The sequence below is a fragment of the Sphingobacterium alkalisoli genome (assembly GCF_005049105.1).
GTDB lineage: Bacteria > Bacteroidota > Bacteroidia > Sphingobacteriales > Sphingobacteriaceae > Sphingobacterium > Sphingobacterium alkalisoli.
Window position 1 is genome coordinate 1340909 of sequence record NZ_SUKA01000001.1, and the last position, 19017, is coordinate 1359925.

General features: G+C 40.1%; 18 protein-coding genes. 9 read left to right on the top strand and 9 right to left on the bottom strand.

All coding sequences use genetic code 11. The features are described from left to right. Positions 1–6 precede the first annotated feature (6 nt). The 3 genes from FAZ19_RS05000 to FAZ19_RS05010 all read right to left on the bottom strand — a co-directional run bounded on the left by FAZ19_RS05000 (position 7) and on the right by FAZ19_RS05010 (position 5203). On the bottom strand, positions 7–3267 hold the full coding sequence (locus FAZ19_RS05000) for a SusC/RagA family TonB-linked outer membrane protein (RefSeq protein WP_229707238.1): 3261 nt from the start codon (positions 3265–3267) through the stop codon (positions 7–9). Between the two features lie 196 nt (positions 3268–3463). Further along, positions 3464–4543, bottom strand: coding sequence for a FecR family protein (locus FAZ19_RS05005; RefSeq protein WP_136819527.1), 1080 nt, complete (start codon positions 4541–4543; stop codon positions 3464–3466). 102 nt (positions 4544–4645) lie between these two features. Further along, positions 4646–5203, bottom strand: a complete 558-nt coding sequence (locus tag FAZ19_RS05010; protein ID WP_136819530.1) for an RNA polymerase sigma factor — start codon at positions 5201–5203, stop codon at positions 4646–4648. 369 nt (positions 5204–5572) lie between these two features. On the opposite strand from FAZ19_RS05010, the gene FAZ19_RS05015 reads away from it, so the two are divergent. The 6 genes from FAZ19_RS05015 (at position 5573) to purE (ending at position 10637) form a co-directional block, all read left to right on the top strand. Beyond that, a complete protein-coding gene (locus FAZ19_RS05015; RefSeq protein WP_136819532.1) occupies positions 5573–6259 on the top strand; it encodes a zinc metallopeptidase in 687 nt (228 codons plus the stop codon). Positions 6260–6380: 121 nt separating this feature from the next. Next, a complete protein-coding gene (gene ffh, locus FAZ19_RS05020) occupies positions 6381–7724 on the top strand; it encodes a signal recognition particle protein (protein ID WP_136819534.1) in 1344 nt (447 codons plus the stop codon). A gap of 162 nt (positions 7725–7886) precedes the next feature. Then, positions 7887–8474 (top strand): NADH-quinone oxidoreductase subunit A, encoded by a 588-nt coding sequence (locus tag FAZ19_RS05025; RefSeq protein ID WP_136819536.1) that lies wholly within the window; start codon positions 7887–7889, stop codon positions 8472–8474. Between the two features lie 3 nt (positions 8475–8477). Next, complete coding sequence (locus tag FAZ19_RS05030) at positions 8478–8978, top strand: NADH-quinone oxidoreductase subunit B (RefSeq protein ID WP_136819539.1); 501 nt, start codon at positions 8478–8480, stop codon at positions 8976–8978. A gap of 11 nt (positions 8979–8989) precedes the next feature. Beyond that, the gene (locus tag FAZ19_RS05035) at positions 8990–10132 is read left to right on the top strand and encodes a 5-(carboxyamino)imidazole ribonucleotide synthase (RefSeq protein WP_136819541.1); all 1143 of its coding nucleotides are present in this window, start codon (positions 8990–8992) and stop codon (positions 10130–10132) included. 1 nt (position 10133) lies between these two features. Beyond that, complete coding sequence (gene purE / locus FAZ19_RS05040; protein WP_136819544.1) at positions 10134–10637, top strand: 5-(carboxyamino)imidazole ribonucleotide mutase; 504 nt, start codon at positions 10134–10136, stop codon at positions 10635–10637. Positions 10638–10670: 33 nt separating this feature from the next. Here the strand turns inward: purE and FAZ19_RS05045 are convergent, their stop codons facing one another. The 4 genes from FAZ19_RS05045 to bshA all read right to left on the bottom strand — a co-directional run bounded on the left by FAZ19_RS05045 (position 10671) and on the right by bshA (position 14305). Further along, on the bottom strand, positions 10671–11654 hold the full coding sequence (locus FAZ19_RS05045) for a sugar phosphate isomerase/epimerase family protein (RefSeq protein WP_136819546.1): 984 nt from the start codon (positions 11652–11654) through the stop codon (positions 10671–10673). A 148-nt stretch (positions 11655–11802) separates the two neighbouring features. Continuing rightward, positions 11803–12366, bottom strand: coding sequence for a ribosome recycling factor (gene frr / locus FAZ19_RS05050; RefSeq protein WP_136819548.1), 564 nt, complete (start codon positions 12364–12366; stop codon positions 11803–11805). A gap of 19 nt (positions 12367–12385) precedes the next feature. Beyond that, entirely contained in the window at positions 12386–13090 is a 705-nt protein-coding gene (gene pyrH, locus FAZ19_RS05055) for a UMP kinase (protein ID WP_136819551.1), read from the bottom strand. Positions 13091–13162: 72 nt separating this feature from the next. After that, positions 13163–14305 carry an N-acetyl-alpha-D-glucosaminyl L-malate synthase BshA gene (gene bshA / locus FAZ19_RS05060; RefSeq protein WP_136819553.1) on the bottom strand — a complete coding sequence of 381 codons (1143 nt, stop codon included), beginning with the start codon at positions 14303–14305 and terminating at the stop codon, positions 13163–13165. 221 nt (positions 14306–14526) lie between these two features. On the opposite strand from bshA, the gene FAZ19_RS05065 reads away from it, so the two are divergent. After that, positions 14527–15225 (top strand): type 1 glutamine amidotransferase, encoded by a 699-nt coding sequence (locus tag FAZ19_RS05065; RefSeq protein WP_136819556.1) that lies wholly within the window; start codon positions 14527–14529, stop codon positions 15223–15225. A 42-nt stretch (positions 15226–15267) separates the two neighbouring features. On the opposite strand, the gene FAZ19_RS05070 is transcribed toward FAZ19_RS05065, so the two are convergent. Together FAZ19_RS05070 and FAZ19_RS05075 are read right to left on the bottom strand one after the other, a co-directional pair. Beyond that, complete coding sequence (locus FAZ19_RS05070; RefSeq protein ID WP_136819558.1) at positions 15268–16995, bottom strand: HEPN domain-containing protein; 1728 nt, start codon at positions 16993–16995, stop codon at positions 15268–15270. A 68-nt stretch (positions 16996–17063) separates the two neighbouring features. Next, entirely contained in the window at positions 17064–17624 is a 561-nt protein-coding gene (locus FAZ19_RS05075) for a protein kinase family protein (protein WP_136819561.1), read from the bottom strand. A 99-nt stretch (positions 17625–17723) separates the two neighbouring features. On the opposite strand from FAZ19_RS05075, the gene FAZ19_RS05080 reads away from it, so the two are divergent. Beyond that, a complete protein-coding gene (locus FAZ19_RS05080; RefSeq protein WP_136819563.1) occupies positions 17724–18122 on the top strand; it encodes a hypothetical protein in 399 nt (132 codons plus the stop codon). Between the two features lie 611 nt (positions 18123–18733). Continuing rightward, a complete protein-coding gene (locus FAZ19_RS05085; protein ID WP_136819565.1) occupies positions 18734–19012 on the top strand; it encodes a type II toxin-antitoxin system RelE/ParE family toxin in 279 nt (92 codons plus the stop codon). The last annotated feature ends 5 nt before the right edge of the window (positions 19013–19017 follow it).

The following is a 19017-nucleotide window of genomic DNA, read 5'->3' on the forward strand; positions in this document are numbered from 1 at the left end:
GTAAACTTAAAACTTAGCACTTAAGTTGAAGCCGAATGTCCTTGCTGGGGGTACACCTCCTAATTCCAATCCTGGAAAAGTAGCATTGTAACTGGACTCTGGGTCAATATTGTCTGTTTTTTTCATTAGTATAAAAAGATTACGACCGACAAGGCTAACATTTAGACTGCTAATTTTATTATTGAATAGTTTTGCTGGAAAATTATAACCAAGAGTTAGCTGTCTGAATTTAATAAAGCTAGCATCTTGTACAAAGCGATGGGAGGAGTTGTTGGCCGTATTTTCATAGAATTTAGGTGCCGTATTTCCCAATTCTTCTCGATTTTCTAAGGTAGCTTTATGTAAACCCTTTATATACCCATAGTAGTCAGTAGCGGAGAATACTTTGCCTCCCCACTTCCCATCGATTAAGAATCCAAGATTAATATTCTTGTACGAAAACTCGTTGTTCCATCCGGCAAACCATTTGTTAAATGCAGATCCATAAGCTTTCAGGTCTCCTTGAGCTGGAGACCCATCTGCCAACTTCACGATCTCGCCGTTAGCATCGTACTGGAAATCATAAGCCATTATTTGTCCCATAGCTTTTCCCGGAATATATTTTAGGAAACCGACGCCAGCGCGTGATGTGGCAAGTAATTGGTCAGGGACACCTTCGGCCAACGAAAGGACTTTGTTGTCATTGTAGGTGGCATTGAGTGATGACGTCCAATTGAAATGATTGTTTTTGATAATAGTTCCGGATAGGAGGGCTTCTACACCTTTATTTTCAATTTCTCCAGAGTTTAATACGGCTCCATCATAACCAATGGTCGTGGAAGTTGTCGCAAAAACAATCTCATTCTTTGAACGTTTCTTGTACCAGGTAAGATCTACATTTAGACGGTTGTTGAAGAAGCGCAAGTCTGTTCCTATTTCTAACTCCGATGCAGTTGAAGCTTTTAACCCGGAATTTGGGATATTGATATTTGAAATATTGCCTAGCGGATTACCATTTAAAGATTGACTCATTACGCTATACGTCAGAAGCGTTTGATAGGGATCTGTCGCCTGACCAACAACAGCATAGCCAGCCCGCAACTTGCCAAAACTTAATGTTTCGGATTTTAATAGTTCAGAGAAGACAAAGGAACCGCTGATAGAAGGGTAAACAACATGTAGTTTATTGTCTCTTCCAGGAGTGGCTAAGGTGGAGAACCAATCTGAACGCGCACTACCGGTCAAATAGAGAATATCGCGGTAAGCAAATTCGAGCGTACCATACACCGACTGTGTTTCTGCTTCACTTTGGACATAGCCGACCGCTTTATTCTTTGTGCCAATAATATTGTATACACCCGGAACTAAGAACTCCGTACCTTCGTTTATGGTCATGTCCGATTTGGTATTCCTGTAACTCGCTCCAATATTCGGAGTTAAAGTGATCTCTTTTTTGACTGTGAAGGATTTTCCGACCAATACATCTGCATTGATATCAGAGAATGTTGATTCTTGCGACACCATTGAACCTAGAGGGCGATAAGCGGTGCCTGAGGGTACTACGTTGGTGTAACTATTGGTATAAAAATCCTGACCTGCACGAGCTTGTATAAACAGTCCGTTGTCAAAGGTGTAGCGAGCGTTCAGGGAGCTGATTAGTCGGTTACGATCGGTGTCGTTTTTAAATTCGTTGGCCGCAAACCAGGGATTAGTATCCCAAGCGTTTCCGGTGTTGTAGGGGATTTCGGTGCCAGCGGCATCTTTTCCCGGTTTTAGGTCGTTTATATTAATGCTGGTCGGTAGAAAGATCGCGTTGAAATTAGCATTACCAGCACCATCGGAAAGCATTGGACGATTTTTTGCCTGCTCTAAGATGTAGTTTGCACGTGCATCTATCGTTAACCTCTTTATAGGTTCGAATGTTCCTACTAAGTTAAACGATTGTCTGTCTAAACCAGAATTCGGTACAATAGAGTTGTTGGATAAGTCACTGGCTGAAAAACGTACTGTTCCTCCGTCGAAGGATTTGTTGAGTGCTAAGGTATTGGTCCAGGTATGGCCGTTGCGGTAGAAGTTTTTAATATTGTCTTTCTGTGCGACATAGGGTCTAGAAACTCCGTCGAACTGCGGAACGCTACTTCCGTCCAATTTTGCGCCCCAGCTCGACCCGCCTACTTGCGCTGCAGCCTGGCCGGTAGCCGGTTTTTCTCTGTTAACACCTTGACCATAAATATATTGCCAGTCTGTTCGATCCATTACCTGCTCAATAACGAAATTACTATTGAACTCGATTCCATTTCCTTTGCCAGATTTGGTGGTAATTAAAATGACCCCTCCCTTAGCACGAGAACCGTACAACGCAGATGCGGCAGCTCCTTTTAGAACTGATATGCTTTCGATGTCATCTGGATTGAGGTTTCCTACAGCGTCTCCCATATCTGGAGCATTGTCCCATTGGCTACCTTTATTCCCATTTGGATTGGTATTATTTAGTCCAACAGGTTTACTTTCCATGGGTACACCGTTGATTACATATAACGGTTGATTGCTCTGACTTAAACTAGATGCTCCTCGGATTATTACACTCGTTGCAGCTCCGACACCACCTGCAGTAGAACTTACATCTAAACCTGCCACCTTACCAACCAGGGAGTTTGCAATGTTGTTTTCGCGTGCCTGTGTCAGTGACTCTCCAGTTATTTGCGTGACCGAGTATCCCAACGTACGTCTTTCTCGAGTTATACCTAAAGCCGTTACTACAACTTCATTAAGTAGTTGATTGTCTTCAATTAAGGTTACGCTGATTTCGTTTTTGTTTTGTATGGCAATTTCCTGCGACAAATAACCAGCATAGGAGAAAATCAAAACACTACCGGTTGGCGCTTCTAACATGAAGCGGCCGTTGATGTCTGTTGCATTTCCTTTAGCTGTGCCCTTCAAACGTACAGTCGCGCCAGAAAGTGCATTGCCCTGGCTGTCTAGTACAATACCTCTGATAATAGCATCTTGTTTCTGGCTGATGACGACCAACCCTTCGTTAGAGATAGAGTATTCGAGCCCTGTTCGTTTAAACAATTTGGACAGCACATCTGTCACTTTCGTGTCTTCAACAAAAAGGGATATTTCCTTGTTTAATAAGGCGTTGCTAGAATTGAAAACAAAGTAGTAATCACTGTTTTCTTCAATAATCTTCAACACTTTACTCAGCTTCGTTTTATTTACATCAAAAGAAACTTTTTGCTGAGAATATACGCTTGCCGACAAATTGAGGCTTGCGATCAAAATCATAATACAGGTTAGTTTCATCCAGATAATGAATCTAAAGTGCATAAAATATACCTTACGCACTTGCAATAAGCAATTTTTAATCATACTTTGGTACTTTGGTTAAAGTGTAAAACTTGGCAGCACGTTTTTTAGCTAATTAGGTCTGCCGGTTTGTTAATCATTTTTTAGAAGGGTGGTGTTGGCTCACCATCCTTTTTTACTCATAAATCGTTATTTTTTTTCCATATATTTTATAGTTAAAGGGTTGTACTTTCTTCAGGGCATCCAGAACCTGCTCAATGCCCTCTTTGTTAAATGTCGCTGTAAATCTAATATCTTCCAACTGCTGTCCGTTTAATTCGATTTCTACATTGTACCAGCGTTCTAGGACTTTCTTTAGCGAAGCAAAATCTTGGTCTACAATTTCCAGACGATTCTCTTTCCATGCTACATCGGCCAGCAACATTTGTTCGTCTTCGGCAGCGACCTCTTGAATGGCTATTTCTTTTAATGGAGATTTTTTGATTTTTCGTATTGACGCCGTTTTATCCGGAGTTTCTATTGCCTTATATACGATTACTTTCTGGTTTGGTTTGATGATCATCGAGTTTTCACTGCCCCGTTTACTGTGCATTTCAATCAACCCTTCAATCAGGATGGCTTCTGATGTAGATTCCTCGGGATAGGCTTTTACATTAAAGGAAGTGCCTAATACACGTATATCAAAGTCCTGTGTGTGTACAATAAAAGGCTTGTTTTTATCCTCGCACACATCAAAAAATGCTTCTCCAGTTAAATGCACATGCCTTTCGCTTTTGTTGAATCCTTCTTCCAAGGAAAGGCGGCTGCCAGCATTGAGGATGATTTTGCTTCCGTCGGTAAGCTGCAAGACTTTCTTTTCTCCATTGGCCGTGGTATAGGTAATCGCCGAATGATCGATTGTCGTCGGCTCGGGTTTCCATCGCTGCATAGTCCAGTATATTCCCACGGTCATTACCGTGAGCGCTGCTACGGTTTTAACCCAAATAGGAAGTCTGAATTTCTTAATTGGTGAAGATAAAGAAGATGCTTCAATCTCTGTTTTCAGTTTCTCGACCTGTGTATGCAGCGGTTTTTTGTTACCAACAAGAATATGGAAAAGCCTTTTAGCCTGCATAATGGTTTCCGTTTGTTCCGGATGATTTAACAGGTAGTTATTCCAATATAGAACACATTGCTTGTTTTCGCCAGAGCAATACTGTTGGAAGGTATTGTCTATCAGAAAATCTTCAACGTTTTCATATCTAGTGTTTATCATTATTTCTCTTGGTCTTTACACTTATAGTGCCCTTACCTGTTTGTTTTTCCTAGATGAAATATTGAAAAATATCGTAAGTAATTGATAGTCAATTAGAAAAAATTACACATCTTTGAGTTCCTGTCGTAAGATTTTCAACGCATCGTAAATGGTATTGTATGCTGTCTTTATACTTTGTTGAGTTTTGGCTGCAATCTGCTCATAGGTCAATCCTTCGAAAAATTTTAGATGAATGAGCTGTTTTTGCCGAAAGGTAAGTTTTTCCAAAGCTTCTTTCAGCCGATGTTGGACCCATTCATTAGTTTGTACCTTGATGATAAATTCTTCATAGGACATTTCTGCCCAATCATCTTCGGCTTTTACATTTTGAAGGGCCTTGTTGATTTTATGCTGTTTTTGTAGTAATCGAAGAAGTTTTCTTTTCAAGAATGTAATGAGGTATGCCTGTACATTTTCCACACGTTCGAGTTTGCTCCGTTTTTCCCATATTGCCACGAAAACTTGATCGGTAGCTTCCCCGGAGAGCTCCGCGTCAGCACTGGTCCGAATCCCAAAATTGACCAGTTCATAATACAACGATTTGTAAAGATCAAAGAAAGCTTCTTCATCCCCATTTCTCATGCGTTCCCAAAGAAGTCTATGTTCAAGTTTATTTTTCATGCCAGATTAGTGTTTTATAAACTTGTCTTTCATTTTTAGATGTAAAGCTGTCATATCGAATAATATCTTTAATCATTCGGCTTACTAAATAAGCTAAATGGCATTTTATACCTGTACTGGTTTTTAGTCAATAATACTTTACCTGAAGCGGATTGTTTGCAATATAATATTTTAATCGGAGATATGGCATTTAGTGCGTGTTCTTTTCAGTCAGTCATATTGTCACAAATTGACCATTTATAGTCGATTATTTGTCAGCGTAAAAGTAAATCAATATTTTTAACCAGCTATTTTAACAGTTATATTTAAGTGGAATGCGATTTGATAATCTATATGAAATAGCTGTCTGAAAATTAAAATATTAAAAATATGGGAATTTGGATTTTATTAATTGGTATTGGAATCGTAAGTATGATTGTCCAATCGAGATTTAAGAATAAGTTTAAGAAATATTCGGAAATGCCGCTGGCTTCGGGAATGTCTGGAGCGGATATCGCAAAAAAGATGCTAAACGATAATGGAATATATGATGTAAAGGTAATTTCTGTGGAAGGACAGCTTACAGACCATTATAATCCCGCGGATAGAACGGTAAACCTGAGCCCTGAAGTATATCATGGTCGTAGTGTCGCTGCCGCAGCAGTATCTGCTCACGAATGTGGTCACGCCGTCCAACATGCTAAGGCTTACAGTTGGTTGCAATTTCGTTCGGCGATGGTACCGATGGTAAATGTAGCCTCAAAAATTGTTTCTTTTACACTTATGATCGGTGTAATGTTAGCGATTTTTTCAAATATCCTATTGTTATTACAGATAGGAGTGGTGGCATTAGCTATTACTACCGTTTTTAGTTTCATTACTCTACCTGTGGAGTTTGACGCCTCCAATCGCGCGTTGGCATGGTTGAATACGGCCAATATTACCCATAGTTCTGTCGAGCATGACGGTGCAAAAGACGCCCTAAAGTGGGCTGCAATGACATATGTGGTTGCTGCTTTATCTGCCTTGGTAACCTTACTCTATTATGCTAGTATGTTGCTAGGTCGTAGAGACTAATAAGCTTTTGAAATTATTAAGCGGTTATAGATTTATATAGCCGCTTTTTTATTGCCATAATACATTGCTTTCATGGCAATTTTGTAACTTTGCGTTTTAGTATTAAGAACTTCAATAGATTATGTTTTCAAATCTTCAGGATAAACTAGATAGGGCCTTTAAAGTATTAAAAGGGCAGGGAAGTATTACCGAAATCAACGTCGCGGAGACGATGAAAGAAATCCGTAAAGCGTTGTTGGATGCCGACGTGAATTACAAGACGGCTAAGACATTCACAGATGATGTGAAGCAGAAAGCGTTAGGTGATAATGTATTGACGAGTATTTCGCCAGGTCAATTGTTGACCAAGATTATGAATGACGAGTTGACCGGGTTAATGGGGGGTACGGTTACAGAATTGAACCTTTCCGCAAATCCAACCGTTATTTTAATTGCAGGTCTGAATGGTGCTGGTAAAACGACCTTTACAGGTAAGTTAGCTAATTTTCTAAAAGAACAAAAGGGTAAAAAGCCATTATTAGTAGCCGGTGACGTGTATCGTCCTGCAGCTATCGATCAGCTGGAAGTGTTGGGTAAGCAAGTCGGTGTTCCTGTTTATGCTGATCGTGAATCTACTGATCCTATTGCCATCGCTAAAGCTGGAGTTGAAGAAGGTAAGCGGAACGGTAACAATGTAATCATCATAGATACAGCGGGTCGTTTGGCAATTGATGAAGCGTTAATGAATGAGATTACAGCGGTAAAAGAAGTCACTCAACCGCATGAGATCTTATTTGTTGTCGATTCGATGACAGGTCAGGATGCGGTAAATACGGCAAAAACGTTTAACGATCGTCTTGACTTTACGGGTGTGGTATTAACTAAATTAGATGGTGATACACGCGGTGGAGCAGCCTTATCGATAAAATCCGTTGTCAATAAGCCGATCAAGTTTATTGGTACGGGTGAGAAAATGGAGGCATTGGACGTTTTTCATCCGGATCGTATGGCTTCCCGTATTTTAGGGATGGGTGACGTGGTGTCGTTGGTGGAGCGTGCTCAACAGCAGTTTGATGAGAAAGAGGCGGCTGCACTTCAAAAGAAAATCCGTAAAAATAAATTTGATTTTAATGACTTTAGATCCCAGATTCAACAAATCAAGAAAATGGGTAATATGAAAGATCTTATTGGAATGATTCCGGGAGCTGGAAAGGCATTAAAGGATGTTGAAATAGAGGATGATGCATTCAAGCCGATCGAAGCTATAATAGACTCGATGACACCTTTTGAACGAGAAAATCCAGATGCGATAGATCAGAAAAGAAGAAGTCGTATTGCAAAAGGATCTGGTACGAATATCGACGAAGTGAATAAGTTACTGAAACAGTTTATGGATATGCGTAAGGTCATGAAGCAGATGTCAAATCCAGCGATGGCTGCCAAGATGATGCGTAATATGCCGAAGACGCCTGGTAAACCGTTCTAAAAAACTAGAGATATAATATAAATTTTAAAGAGCTAGACGTTTATGTCTGGCTTTTTTTCGTTGCTACCTGTTTACAGAAGGAGGGGGCATTACCATTGGCGACAAATATATTCCAATGAAATATAAGATGATTTAAATTGTTTTTTATTATTTTTGCATCGTATGGACGATCATCCCGGGCAGTTATCTGAATATGGTTCTATTCTCCTCATGGGAATAATAGGAGTCATATTGGTGTGTGCCACGATTGGATTGGCAAAATTCATATCTCCTAAAAATCCTAATCCCATTAAGCAAAGTACTTACGAGTGTGGTGAAGAAACAGTAGGGACTTCCTGGGTACAATTTAATCCACGTTTTTATGTTATAGCGCTTATATTCTTGCTGTTTGATGTCGAATTGATATTTGTCTTTCCCTGGGCTACTGTATTTGGTAACCGCGATCTGATAGCGGCAGATTCAAGATGGGGTTGGTTTACATTAATTGAAATGGCTATTTTCTTAGGTGTTTTGGTCATGGGCTTAGTATATGTATGGCGCCGAGGTGATTTGAATTGGATTAAGCCTATTCATCAAAAGCCGACGACAGATGTAAAAATCCCTCTTTCAGTATACGATACATTGAACGCACGGGAATATGAAATTAAAGACTATAAGATAGTGGCTCAAACAGAGCCACCGGCAGAAAGAATGGCTGCCGAAACTCCAAAAACTTCAGTAGGTTTTAAACCACGATTTAAAAAAACGTAAGCTATGGGTGCACAGCAAGAACAGAATAATGGTGTCGTCGTTGCTAAACTCGACGACTTATTAAACTGGGCCAGACTTTCGTCGATGTGGCCTGTGAGTTTTGGTATTGCCTGTTGTGCGATAGAAATGATGGGAGCCATGGCCGCTACCTATGACCTGGATAGATTAGGTGTTTTCCCGCGGCCCTCGCCGCGGCAGGCTGATGTCATGATTATTGCGGGGACGGTTACTTTTAAGATGGCTGATCGCATAAGGCGATTGTACGAACAGATGCCCGAACCACGTTATGTGATTTCTATGGGGTCTTGTTCGAATTGTGGAGGCCCTTACTGGCAGCATGGTTATCATGTCGTAAAGGGAGTAGATCGAATTATACCAGTAGATATCTATGTGCAGGGCTGTCCACCTAGACCGGAAGCACTAATTGGTGCATTTTTAGAATTACAAAAGAAAATAGAAACAGAACATATTCTTCACGAAAAGTATTTCGAGGAAAAAGTTTAAGATAAAATAGTATGGCAAAAGATTTTTATGGAGAGTTGCAATTAGGTATTCTTGGAGGAGGGCAGTTGGGGCGTATGTTGATCCAAGAGGCTATTAATTACAATGTGAATGTACATGTACTGGATCCAGATAAGAATGCTCCATGTCGTAAATTATGTAATCAATTTGAATGCGGATCACTGAGTGATTATGAAACTGTTTACAAATTCGGAAAGGGATTGGATATGATCACTATCGAAATTGAAAAAGTAAACGTAGATGCGTTAGAGAAATTGGAGGAAGAGGGGGTGCTCGTTTATCCACAATCTCGTGTCATTCGGCTGATTCAGGATAAAGGGATGCAGAAGCAATTTTTTAAACAAAATAATATTCCGACCGCACCCTTTCAGTTGATTTCAAATAAAGAGGCGTTAGGTAACACCCAATTTCAATTTCCCTTTATCCAAAAATTAAGAAAAGACGGATATGATGGAAAGGGGGTAAAGAAAATACTATCGGCCGAGGATATAAGCAGTGCTTTTGAGGAACCTTCCATTATTGAGGAAATCGTGGATTTTGAGAAGGAGATTGCAGTTATCGTAGCGCGTAACGATAGAGGAGACGTCAGTACATTTCCCATGGTAGAAATGGAGTTTAATCCACAGGCTAATCTAGTGGAATTTTTAATTTCGCCATCGACTTATAGCTTTGAAATACAACAGCAGGCTGAAAATATTGCAGAAAAATTAGCTAATGACCTACAGATTGTTGGTTTGTTAGCGGTAGAAATGTTCTTGACGAAAACTGGAGAGATCCTGGTAAATGAATTAGCTCCACGCCCTCATAATTCGGGACACCAGACTATAGAAGGGAATTTTACGTCTCAGTTTGCGCAACATCTTCGAGCTATTTTCAATCTGCCATTAGGTAATACTGCTGCACGTACGAATGCAGTCATGATCAATTTGTTGGGCGAAGATAAACATGATGGCTTGGCTGTATATGAAGGCGTAGAAGAAGTGCTGGCCATGGATGGTGTATATGTGCACCTGTATGGTAAAAAATATACCAAACCATTCCGTAAAATGGGGCACGTCTGTATTGTAAATGATGATCGTGAAATGGCTGTAGCCAATGCACGCAAGGTTCAGGAAATATTAAAAGTAATTGCATAAGATGGACGCAAATATACAAGTAGGAATTATCATGGGAAGTAAGTCCGATCTTCCTATCATGCAGGATGCTGTAAGCGTGTTGAAGCAACTTGGAGTAGGGTTTGAGGTGACGATTGTTTCGGCACACCGTACACCTCAGCGGATGTTTGATTACGCTGAACAAGCTGCCGACAGAGGTTTGAAAGTAATCATTGCAGGAGCAGGCGGAGCTGCACATTTACCTGGCATGGTAGCATCAATTACCCACTTGCCTGTAATTGGTGTACCTGTTAAGTCTTCCAATTCCATAGATGGTTGGGACTCGGTTCTGTCGATACTTCAGATGCCAAATGGCATCCCTGTTGCTACGGTCGCACTTAATGCGGCAAAGAACGCAGGAATTTTAGCCGCTCAGATTATTGGGACTAATAATGAGGAAATTTCCAGAAATGTGTTGGCTTTCAAACGAGACTTAAAGGAAGCTGTTGAAAAAACGGCATTAGAGGTCGAACAAATGAAATTTTAAATAAAAATAGAAGAGGAGCTTAACGCTCCTCTTCTATTTCGTTAAATATTTTTGTACGTATTCGTAACTTTTCTTGACGCTTTCAAATTTGTTTGGGATATAAATATCATCTTGTTCTACGAATGCGAATTGTAATCCCGATTGATCTGCACTCCGTACTATATTCGGATAGTCTATCGCTCCAGTTCCCACTTCGGTGTAGCGTACATTTGCTTTCATCAAACTGTCAAGCGGTAACTTATCAAAGCCTTCACCAACAACTTCATGTGCATAGTTTTTGTTCATATCCTTCACGTGCCATAAAGGAAAACGACCTGGGTATTTCTGAAAATAACTTTGCGCACTGATGCCAGCTTTTTCAATCCAGAATATATCCAGTTCGAAGTCGACTAACTCAGGTTCTGTAAACGCAATTAGGATGTCCAGACCTTTTGTACCGTTGGCAAAATTTCTGAATTCCCAAAAGTGATTGTGATACCCCATTTTGATGCCCGCCTTTTTGGACATCTCTCCAGCTTTATTTAATTGCTCTGCTGCATATTGGTAATCAGATACAGAAAGATTATTTAGGTCTTCCATCGGAGTTACGGGGGCGATAATATACTTTTGTCCGAGCTCGTGTGCGATTTCAATATATTTTTCGATACTTTCCTTGTCGTTGTGTTTTTTATCTAGGTATTTCGATAAATCGTAGTGTCCACTATATGATTTAAGATCGTTATCTTCCAATACCTTTTTTAAATCGGTAACTGGCAAGCCCCAAAAGCTATTTGAAGCCACGTCTACGCCGTAGGTCTCGACATGTTTGTAGCCTATCTTCGCTACGGTTTTCAACACAAGTTTGGGGTCTTCGTCGATTAGATCCCGCAGTGTAAACAATTGTAATCCTATGTTGTGGAAAGGAGAATCTCCGATTTTGTGCTTATCCGTGCACGCAGATAGCAGCTGGGTACTTATCAAGGCCGAAGTCAGCCCTATTCCCGTTTTTTTTATAAAATCTCTTCTCGATTTGTTCATATGTGTATAATCTGCTTGCAACTACTGTACTTCCTATGGTAGAGAATAGGAAGGTTGATCTACAAAGATTAAATTTAGAAAAAAAATGCTATAAAAAAAGGATTCTCTAAAGAATCCTTTTTTTATAGCTATACGGAAAGGTATCGACCTAGACCGTCATGATATCTTTTTCTTTTAATTCAGCTAGTTGATCCACTTTTACAATGTAGAAGTCGGTCAATTTTTGAACTTCGCCTTCTCCTAATTTAATCTCGTCTTCTGAAGCGCCGTCATTTTTTAATTTTTTGATGGATTCGTTGGCGTCTTTACGTATGTTACGCACGGCTATTCTGCCTTTCTCAGCTTCTTCTTTTGCTTTTTTTACGAGATCGCGTCTTCTTTCTTCCGTCAATGGAGGTATCACCAAACGTATGACCACACCATCATTTTGAGGGTTGAGGCCAATATTGGAGTCAATGATGGCTTTTTCTATAGTACCCATGATGGTCTTCTCCCAGGGTTGGATTACCAATGTACGCGCATCAGTGGTGTTGATATTGGCTACTTGAGAAAGAGGGGTAGGTGAACCGTAATAGTCTACACTAATCCCGTCCAACATTGACGGTGTAGCTTTTCCTGCGCGGATTTTTGTAAGTTCTGATTCGGTATGGGCTACTGCCTTAAGCATGCTTTCTTTGCAGTCGTCCAATTCGAGTGATATCAGTTCGTTCATATCTTTGAGTATTTATTCGTTAGCTAACTATAGTTCCAATATGTTCACCAGAGGCTAGTTTTTTCAAATTACCTGGTTTATTCATGTCAAAAACAATAATCGGAAGATTGTTTTCTTGGCACAGGGTGAATGCTGTCATATCCATTACGCTGAGCCCCTTTTCATACACTTCGGTAAACGAGATTGTGTCAAAGCGTTTGGCGGTTGGGTCTTTTTCAGGGTCGGCTGTGTAAATGCCATCTACCCGTGTTCCTTTTAACACTGCATCGGCATTGATCTCGATGGCACGTAGTGAGGCTGCGGTATCTGTTGTGAAATAAGGATTACCGGTACCGGCTCCAAATATTACCACTCTACCTTTTTCTAGGTGTCGAACAGCTCTGCGGCGAATGAAAGGTTCACAGATTTGTTCCATCTTGATGGCCGTTAATAAACGTGTTTTTAATCCAACTTTTTCTAATGCATCTTGAAGAGCCATGCTGTTGATAACCGTTGCAAGCATTCCCATATAGTCTGCTTGTACACGATCCATACCCGATTTTTCAGCACTTAAACCGCGATAGATATTACCTCCACCAATTACGATGGCTATCTCCAGTCCTTGATCGTGAATTTCTTTAATATCGCCTGCGTATTGTGCGACTCTGTTGATGTCAATACCATAGCTTTGTTCCCCCATAAGGGCTTCACCGCTAAGTTTGAGTAGGATACGTTTATATTTCATGTGTGTTCTTTTTTGGAATCTTTCCAAAAGTCAAAGATATGATTTTTTTTTATCCCTTGAGATAGTAGCCCGTTATTTGTTGCTGTTTTTTACGCTATCTATCGTTTGTTGGTAGTAATTTTCATAATGCGGAAGGATTTTACTAATCTCAAAATCTTTGGCGCGGTTAAATGCTGCCGTCTTAAATTCTGACAGTCGTTCGCAGTTTTCAAGAATGTGAATTGCATTTTTTGCCATTTCATCTACGTTTTGAACATCGCTTAAAAAGCCCGTTACACCTTGTACATTCAGTTCAGGTAACCCCCCTGCATTGGAAGAAATGACGGGAACACTGCATGCCATAGCCTCCAGAGCGGCAAGCCCGAAGCTCTCGGAACCGGAAGGAATCAAGAACAAATCGGAAACGGACAGAATCTCCTCGATAGCGTCCTGTTTCCCAAGAAAACGTACGCTGCCTGAAATACCTAGCTGTCGAGAAAGTTCTTCGGCGTTGCTACGTTCAGGTCCATCGCCTACCATGAGTAACTTGCTAGGTATCTTTTGGTTTACTTGATGGAATATGCGGATAACGTCGTCGGTATTTTTAACTTGTCGAAAATTTGACGTGTGCACAAGTATGCGTTCGTCATCTGGCGCAATAGCCTTCTTAAAGTGCTCTCTTTTTTTGTTGTAAAAGCGGTTAAGATCGATGAAATTAGGTATGACTTGGATTGGCCTGGTGATGTCAAAAAATGACAAGGTTTCTTCCCGAAGGCTTTCGGAAACCGTAGTTACACCATCAGACTCATTGATCGAGAAGGTAACAACTGGTTTAAAGCTTTTGTCTCTGCCTACTAGGGTGATATCAGTACCGTGTAGGGTAGTTACCACAGGGATGTCGATACCGTAAGTTTTTAAAATTTGTTTCGCCAGGTAGGCCGCAGAAGCGTGAGGAATAGCATAATGCACATGTAAGATGTCCAATTTCTCAAAACGCACCACATCCACCAACTTGCTTGCTAAAGCAGATTCGTAGGGAGGGAAGTCGAACAAAGGGTACTGCGAAACAGCTACCTCGTGATAATATAAATTTTCGGAAAAGAAATCCAATCGTGCCGGTTGGCTATATGTGATGAAGTGTATCTGGTGTCCGTTGGAAGCCAGCGCCTTTCCTAATTCCGTAGCGACTACACCGCTACCACCAAAAGTTGGATAGCAAACTATGCCTATTTTCATCTTTTAATATGTTGTTATTTGTATTTCTTTATAAAATTATAGGTCTGATTCCTATAGATTATAATTTTGGTACAAATAAAGGATTATTTACGCAACTGTATGCTAAATAAATTGCCATAATTGTGCAAAATTTTATGCGCACCGTATTCACATATCGATGTTAATCGTATTGTATATTGCGGTAACTTTAGCTAAGTTTGGTTGAAGATAAAACACAATAGATGAACGTACACTACTTACAACATGTACCTTTTGAAGGGCTAGGTTACATAGAAGATTGGTTGATAGAAAATAAATCTTCCATTTCGTCAACTCGTTTTTATGAAGCAGACTACAACTTACCCGCCGTTGAGAATATAGATGCATTGATCATTATGGGCGGACCAATGGGGGTATACGATACGGTTCCGCACCCTTGGTTGCTTGAGGAAAAGCAATTTATTGCGGATTGCATTGAATCAGGAAAGAAAGTATTGGGAATCTGTTTAGGCGCGCAATTGTTAGCGGATAATCTTGGAGCTAAAGTCTACGGAGCATCCCATAGGGAAATCGGTTGGTTCCCTGTGAAACCAGCCGAAGAAAGCAAACAGCTTTCTTGGTTTTATGATCTGTTTAAGGATCAACCAACGGTTTTTCATTGGCATGGCGACCAGTTTGAAATTCCTGAGGGCGGTCTTGACCTGCTTTCCTCTGCGGCAAATAACAATCAGGCATTCTCTTACGGAGATAACTTGATCGGTTTGCAATTTCATTTGGAAGTAACCCGGGATACGCTAAGCGACATGTTGGAAAATGGTGCTTCGGAATTGACCGACGCACCTTATATCCAGAAGGTAGCAGAAATAACAGCGCGTGAAGCAAATATAGCTCGTTGCAATGCGATGATGGCGAAAATTCTAGAAAGCTGGCTCGATAGATAACATTTCTTCTTTGTTTTCTTTAGTCATTAATTACTGAGCTTATCAAGCGCAAAGTATTTCCGTTGTCTCTGGCTGTTGCTTACTTTCGGAATGTTCTATGTTATTGGTTTCTTCGGCGAAGTGTATCTCTACTGCTCTGTGGGCAACCTCAATAAACTGCTTTACCCGTTGTGCCAAAGCCTCTAAATGCTGTCCCTGTGTGCGGTAATTGGGAGCGTGTCGGAACTGCTGTTGGGCGTCGACTAAGAGTTTGAAAATAGCATATTGGCCGGGGTGATCCAGTACGAATACGGATGTGGCTTTGGGGCAGATCAAGTTACAGAGTCGCATTAAATAGTTCAAATTAGTGCTCTGTGGCTGAAACTGCCAAAAGACCCTCATTAGGCCGAGGCAGGCTTGTTCAAGAGCGAGTGCTAGGCCGTAACAAGCAACCTCTTCGGATCCAAAATACATATCTTCGGTATGAGCGTGATAGAGGTGTTCAGCATTTCGGTGTGTTTTCATCCACAAAATTTTCTGCTGGTTTACGTTTATAGATGCTATTTGTAGATTATCAGGCAATGTGATATTATGTTGTTGATCTTCATGCCAAAGGTCGCTCTGTTGTAGTAGAGTCGTATGAAAGGTGTTTGATTTATCACACTGCTTTTGAAAGTGTTCGTGCTCAAAGACTAGAACGGTGATGCGTATATATTCGGGCAGGAGTTGCTCAACCGCGTTTTGTAAGTTCTGTAGTGGTGTTTTAATTTGATTTTCTGAATAAACTGTAAACAGGTAGTAGTGGTGTATCACTTGATGATCTTGTTGATCGTCAATTAGGTTAATGTATTGATCAGACTGTTGGCGATGTCCGAAACAAGCTACGACAGAGGGCGTACAGTAGGTCTCAATCGCATTAAGGATTAAATCTCGATGGTCGGTGTTGATGATTGTTTTCATTTCTGTTTTGTTTATTGGGTTGATGAATAGTTGATGTTTGGGGCTGAGCTTTTCCTTGATTTCCTGAAGAAGAAAAGCACTATAATCGGTGAGCCAATCCGTCATCGTTTCAGCCAGGAGATGGGCAGTTTCAAGCTGTTTCTTTTTTATTTTAAAGTCTTGGTCGTATCTAACGGAGGAGTAAGCATTGTCCAGTTTGTCGATAATCGCCTTGCGTTCGGGCGTTCGGAACAGGTTGCCCAATTCGAAACTGAATTTGTTCACATAATTCTGATGAGTCTTGAGGCAATGGGTCTTTCTCTCATCGCCCACTAAAAGATGTTCTGCTGCCCGATAAGCCAACTCTACAACCTGATGTAGCATAAAAGCTGCATGCTGAAAATTTGTGTTATCCAGATAAAAACTATATCCCTCCAAACAGGCGGATATCTTTTTTATCTCCTTTTGGAGATACTGCTCGTTTTTCTCTACAAGACTATCGATATCCACATCTGGGATCTTGATTTTTTCATGTGCCTTGGGGTGTTCGTAGACAAGATTTTCAGGTTGACAGATTAGTATGGCTCTCCCCAGCCCCTGCTTAATCTTTTTTTGTATCTCATGTGGGTAGCAGACTACGTAATCTATATTGTCATATTCTTTGACCACTGTGCCCATGTAGATATTTGCATCGGTAAATGTTTGCCCACCGCCTTTGCACATCAGGATCTGAAGCATATACCTCGCTTGATTTTCCCATTTAAACGTCCAAAGGAAAATCTGATCAATCAGGTAGATACTTGTGAGTCGGAAGATGATATTGTCCAAGTCAGTTTGTTCTAGTTTTTTCATGGTTATAATTTTTACTATGAACTGTGTTGCTCTATTTTTTTATTGCTTGTTTTTATTTTAGCCGCCATTTATTTGGATATATAATGTTGTATGCCTCCTTTGTTGTGGATATGTAGTAATGCTTGGGGTAGTTTTACCAAAAGATCCCGGATAGCGATATATTCCACGTTGAAATCGAGTATGGCCTCCTCAGTATCGGTATTGTCTCTTGCCAATAGTAAGTTGTCAGCCACTTCGTACCAATCCTTCAATGATTTGTATCCGCAAAAATCACTTAGCAGCTTTGTAGGGAGGATGATTTGATCTTCTATTTCAGCTTCGAAAGTCTCTTTGCCCAAATGCTGGAATAACTTATCCTTCGAGGTCGGGGCTATCTGGCACTTCTCTGTTATAACAAATGCAATTTCAATCATCTGTTTCATATGCATGAAAATGAAACCGTAATTATAATCCAGTGCGATACGCATGGGAGGGTATAGCGAACTATTGATTAGGTAATTGAAATTACTGGACCAATTGAGGCCCCATTGGTGTACGATTTCGCTAAGGAAACTGTCCGGATTTTTTATATGCTCCTTACTTAAATACCGGAAATGTTTCGCTTTTGATTTCTTTTGTGTATTTTTCATTGTTTACAGTTTATTAAAAGGTGTTTTGGATAGTTTTATATACTTTACAAATCAAATATAAGACATTAAAATATCTTTTACAATTTTTTAGATAAAAAAATGTCTAATATTAAAGAGCGCGTATTGCTTATTGCTAAGCACAACGAAATCAGTAAAACAGATTTTTTCAAGGATCTAGGCCTTTCCTATGCGAATTTTAAGGGTGTTCAGAAGAATAGTGGATTAAATTCCGATACGGTAGTCACTATTTTATCTAAGTATCCAGATATCAGTCCCGAATGGTTGGTTACAGGTAATGGTGAAATGTTGCGGCAGGGGAGCACAGTGGCTAGGGATAAAACGGATTCCTATCAGGAACCCGTGGTAATAAATGAGATCGAGCATACGTTGATCGATGCTCTTCAGCTGGTAATCTCCACACAGGAGAAAACTATTCAATCACTCGATAAACAAGTGCTTTTTCTGGAAGAACAGGTTCAGAAACTTAAAGGAAAATAGGTTAACAGCCTACTGATTTGATTCGAGAAGGTGGCTATTCTTTCTTTTTATGTAGGAATTATCATCGCATACCTAGCTGTTCTGATTGCTTACCTAGCTGTTTTGTTTCACCACCTGGCTGTTTAGTTTTTTTAGCTACCGACTCTAATAAAACACCTAGCGTTTGGAAGAGAATACCTGACGTTTTTGATGAAATAGCTACCGATCCTGACGGAATACCTAGCGTCTGTCATAAAACACCTAGCGTTTGGAACAGGATGCCTAGCTGTTTTTACAAAACACCTAGCGTTGCGTTTTTTGGTGATTGCTATTTTATTTAGCTAAAAAACCCTATTAATGATAGTTTAAAATAAGTTTTTATCAAAAAAATGATCTAAATTTTGTGATAACAAGGTTTGTTTTTGAGCCAACGACTTCTTGGTATCCCCAGGGAAATGGCCCAAAAACAAACCTTTTTGCGAGGACGATAAAGCAGGTTTTCGGTTGTTTTCATTTATAAATGATAGTGGGATGTTGGGAACAAAAAAGGGGAAAATAGAAAGTCCGCTCATAAATATTAATTTATTTGGTCGGATATTTGCAACCTGATACGTTTCATGTTACATTTGTAAATGATTGTTAGCTTCAGACACAAAGGGCTTAAGCTCTTTTACGAAAAGGGAGATGCTTCAAAACTTCAATCGCAGCATGTAAGCAAAATTAGGCTGATCTTAACCCGTTTAGACGCTGTCAAAACCCCAGAAGAACTAAATGTTCCGGGCTACGGTCTTCATCAGTTGAAAGGGAACCTCAAAAACTTTTGGTCGGTAAAAGTTGACAAGAATTACAGGATCATTTTCAAAATTGAAAATGAGCAAGTTCAGGAAATAGATTATATTGATTATCATTAATAAGA